At 51.2% G+C, this 4331-nt stretch carries 5 protein-coding genes; all 5 read left to right on the forward strand.

The features are described from left to right. The first annotated feature begins 263 nt into the window (after nucleotides 1–263). Nucleotides 264–1043 (forward strand): ABC transporter permease, encoded by a 780-nt coding sequence (locus Q0231_RS04025; RefSeq protein ID WP_299345412.1) that lies wholly within the window; start codon nucleotides 264–266, stop codon nucleotides 1041–1043. Continuing rightward, nucleotides 1040–2080, forward strand: a complete 1041-nt coding sequence (locus Q0231_RS04030) for an ABC transporter ATP-binding protein (protein ID WP_299345400.1) — start codon at nucleotides 1040–1042, stop codon at nucleotides 2078–2080. The genes Q0231_RS04025 and Q0231_RS04030 overlap by 4 nt, the downstream gene beginning before the upstream one ends. After that, nucleotides 2070–3089: an ABC transporter ATP-binding protein gene (locus Q0231_RS04035; RefSeq protein ID WP_299345403.1), complete on the forward strand. Its 1020-nt coding sequence runs from the start codon at nucleotides 2070–2072 to the stop codon at nucleotides 3087–3089. The genes Q0231_RS04030 and Q0231_RS04035 overlap by 11 nt, the downstream gene beginning before the upstream one ends. Next, the gene (locus Q0231_RS04040) at nucleotides 3086–3880 is read left to right on the forward strand and encodes a pyrroline-5-carboxylate reductase dimerization domain-containing protein (RefSeq protein ID WP_299345406.1); all 795 of its coding nucleotides are present in this window, start codon (nucleotides 3086–3088) and stop codon (nucleotides 3878–3880) included. Before Q0231_RS04035 ends, Q0231_RS04040 begins: the two co-directional genes overlap by 4 nt. After that, nucleotides 3877–4331, forward strand: a 455-nt coding sequence (locus Q0231_RS04045; RefSeq protein ID WP_299345410.1) for a hypothetical protein, incomplete at its 3' end; no start/stop codon positions are given. The genes Q0231_RS04040 and Q0231_RS04045, both read left to right, overlap by 4 nt.

Consider the following 4331-nt stretch of genomic DNA (forward strand, 5'->3'; position numbering starts at 1 on the left):
TGCCTTATCACCGTTGGTATGCCAATAGGCAAAAGTATAGGAGCGCTCAATCCATCTAATTGAGAGCCGGTTCGCTTGGCACCCAACAACCCATTGTATCACGTATTAATTGCCCCACTTCCATGCTTGGAACAGCCCCCCTGTATCCCCAAGGTTGCGTTCGCGTAGCCCAGTCTCAGCCGTTATTGAATGTTCATGCAAGTTGGGCGTTTGCTCCGCACGCTTTAAAAACGCTTGGTGCAAGTGTTGTGCTTGTTGTGCTTATGGCAATTGCTGCGCCGCTAATTGCGCCGTTTGATCCCGTATTTGACGCCGATCTGATGAACTCTGAACTGCCACCAGGCGGCGAGTTTTTATTTGGTACCGACACGAATGGTCGAGACGTGTTGTCTCGGGTCATCCATGGTGCTCGAATTTCACTCAGCGTCGGTCTTGTCACGCAGATTCTCAACACCATAATCGGCGTAAGTCTTGGATTAGTTGCAGGTTATATGGGGCGGTTTTGGGATGACCTGATCATGGGGCTGACCAACATAATGTTGTCGATCCCCGTAATTGTTTTCGCTCTCGCCATCATGGCCGCGTTGGGGCCGGGTTTGATCAACCTATTTATCGCATTGGGGTTGACCAACTGGGCATATACTTGCCGCATTACCAGGGCGCAGGTGCTTTCAGACAAAAAGAAAGACTATGTCAAAGCCGCTAAATCCCTGGGCTATAGCCGTGCCAGCATAATGTTTACGCAGATCATGCCGAATATTTTGGGGCCAGTTCTTGTAATTGCGACGTTGGGCTCTGCTGAAGCCATTTTGCTCGAAGCAGCGCTTTCCTTTCTAGGACTTGGCGCTCAGCCGCCAACACCGAGCTGGGGAGGTATGCTTTCATCAGCACGGGACCTGCTGTTCGTTGCGCCTTGGTTGTCGATTTTCCCCGGCATTGCGATCTTTGTCACAGTGCTTGGATTTAACATGCTTGGAGATGGCTTGCGTGATTTGCTTGACCCAAAAAGCGTTGGTGCGACCAAGTTGGGTGGGGTTAGATGATGAAATCTAATATTCCCAATTCGACCGATTTAACCTGTGCGCTCAAGGTTGTCGACTTGCACGTAGATTTTGCAACTGCAGGTGGCGTCCTTCCGGCGGTGCGGGGAGTTTCGTTTGAACTTGAGCAAGGAGAGACCCTTGCCATTGTTGGTGAATCTGGTTCGGGCAAAAGTGTGACTGCACTTTCAATTATGCAATTGATCGCAAAACGAACCGGTCGCATCTCATCAGGTGAGATTGTTTTTGATGGGCAAGATTTGTTGAAGCTTGATGAGCACAAGTTGCGGGAAATGCGGGGAAATGCGATCTCCATGATTTTTCAAGAACCCATGAGTTCGTTGAACCCGCTTATGAAGGTTGGCCATCAAGTTGGCGAGGTCTTTAGGCGACACCTAAAAGTTGATCGAGCAGAGGCGAAGCGCCTTTCGATTGAAATGCTGCGAAAAGTTGGGCTCTCAGCGCCGGAACGGCGCTATAATGAATTCCCGCATCAAATCTCTGGCGGCATGCGGCAACGTGTAATGATTGCCATTGCTTTGGCGTGTCGGCCCCAATTGCTCATCGCAGACGAGCCTACGACAGCGTTGGACGTTACCATTCAAGGTCAGATCCTTGATCTCATTCAAGGCCTAAAAAACGAAAACGAGATGTCGGTGGTCATAATCACCCATGATCTGGGCGTTGTGGCTGAGATTGTTGATTATGTGGTGGTCATGTACGCGGGGCAAGTTGTTGAAACTGGTTATGCGCGCGAAATATTTGAGCAACCGCGACATCCCTACACAAAGGCACTCATTAACGCTGTGCCAAAACTGGGGCTACGCACAAGGACCAAGCAGCGCACTCGTTTGGAAGAAATAGTTGGCACAGTGCCAAATCTGCTGGCTTTGCCAGCGGGCTGTGCGTTTTGCGAACGTTGTGATTATGCGCAAGAAATCTGCTCAACGTTGGCGCCCTCGATGGAAGTTGTTGGGGCACGACGCTCGGTTCGTTGTCACTTTGATTTGACTAAAAAGGATCGTCACCATGAGCGCTGAAAACAGAGAGGCACCTTTGTTAGAAGTGTCGGATTTGAAGGTGCATTTTGGTGTGGCAAGCGCTCCCGTTAAAGCGGTGGATGGCGTGAGCTTTTCCATTGGGCGTGGTGAAACGCTGGGGCTAGTTGGCGAAAGTGGATGTGGCAAAACCACCACTGGTATGGCCATTGTCAATTTGGTTAAGTCTACCGGTGGTTCAATCTTGTTTGAGGGGCGCGAAATCACCAGCATTGATCATTTGTCGCGCGCAGAGCAACTGCAGCTGCGCTCGCAGATCCAAATTGTATTTCAGGACCCATTTTCGTCGCTCAACCCACGCATGAGCCTGTTCCAAACACTTGATCAACCGCTCAAGATTCATGGCATGGCGCCACAAGATCGACGTGAGCGAGTTGATATGCTTTTAGACAGAGTAGGGCTTAACCCCGCACACGCTAGCCGATATGCGCATGAGTTTTCAGGTGGACAAAGGCAACGCATCGGAATCGCTCGCGCACTGGCGTTGAACCCCAAGCTCATCATTTGCGATGAGGCTGTTTCAGCATTGGATGTATCGATCCAAGCGCAAATCATAAACCTCCTGATCGATTTACAGGAAGAATTTGGCCTATCGTATTTGTTCATTTCCCACGACTTGGCAGTTGTCGAACACCTGGCGGATCGGGTCGCCGTTATGTATTTGGGCAAGATCATTGAGGCGGCGAGATATGATGAAGTCTTCAGTGCGCCCAAGCACCCATATACGCGAGCGCTATTGTCGTCGATCCCGGTTCCTGATCCCAAGGGACGGGGAGAAGAACGCCAGACAATCAAAGGTGAGATGCCAAGTCCGTTTGCGCCTCCGTCTGGTTGCCACTTTCATCCCCGATGTCCTGTCGTCATGGCGCAATGCAAAATTGAAAGGCCCTCGCTCGAGTTCGTTGACAATGAGCATCAAGTCTCTTGCCACTTGTCGACAAAACAAGCTGGCACTTCACTTGATACACCCAAAAAAGGCGAGTTGGTATGACGCGCGTTTCAATTGGTTTTGTCGGCTGCGGTCATCTTGCACAATATATGATTGAGGGGCTGCTGACCGCAAAAGCCCCTTATGATATCCACCTTTTCAATCGCACTCATGAAAAGGCCATTGCCTTCGCAGAAAAGCGTTCGGGCTTGTGTGTGCACGATGAAGTGCAATCGCTCGTCGATGCCTCTTCAATCATTGTGGTTGCGACGCGGCCCGCAGACGTTGGCGCAGCACTTGCTGCTTGTGATTTCAGCCAAGGGCAGACCGTTTTGAGTGTGGCTGCCGGGGTAGGGCTTGCCGATCTGCAAAAATGGAGTGCGCCTGCAATTGCGGTGCGCAGCTTGCCGTTAGCCTGTGTGAAGCACAATTTAAGTCCCACAGCGCTATTTCCAGCAAACGAAAAGGCTGAACGTTTGTTGTCCTTTTTAGGGCAAGTCCATGTTTTGCCAAGCGAAGATCAGTTTGGTGCCATTTCAGCCCTTACAGGTGCCTTTTTTGCATGGCTCATTCCATTGCTTGACCACGCGAGCAAGTGGGGTGTTGTGGCGGGGCTTGAGCCTGAGCAAGCGCGCGCGTTTGCGGTGGAGACTATGTTTGGCGCAGCTCACATGGCCGCGCAGGAAACCGACAAGTCTTTGGAAGATATTTGGACGTCGTTGGCGACGCCTGGCGGTATCTCCGAACAAGGACAAACTATTATCGAAAAGCGCGGCGGCCTTTCAGCCTACGGACACGCACTTGATGCCATTCGAGAGCGAATGGAAAAGGCCGGGCAGGGTAAGAAATCATGATGGCAACTGAGCAGTTTTTACACAAGATTGAAACGATCAAATCAAGCGCATTGCCGGCCATGGGCGTCTTATTTGAACAAAGCGCTCAGATAGCCGATGGCTTGCGCCTAGGCCGTACCGCGGCAATGGATGTTTGGGATGTAAGCTCCGAGTTGGAGTTTAAACAGGCGTGCATGAAGCAAAACAAAATCACCTATCACGCCCATATTGGCATGGGCAGCTGGCAGTTGACAGAGGACGCTCTCGGCTTTGTTGATCGTGAATTGAAATCAAGGGGATTTGCTGTTCATCGAGCGGGACTTTGTCTTGATCGTCGCATGGCTTTGCCTGAGAAGCTGCGCCTTGGTGCCGCTGCTGAAACGGGCCCAATGTTGGAAAGCCACGCAGATTGGCAACGGATTGGTCAGAACACGCCTATCCAGCCCCACATGGGTGATTTCATGATCGGCTT

This window comes from uncultured Maritalea sp., assembly GCF_937139385.1.
Classification (GTDB): domain Bacteria; phylum Pseudomonadota; class Alphaproteobacteria; order Rhizobiales; family Devosiaceae; genus Maritalea; species Maritalea porphyrae_A.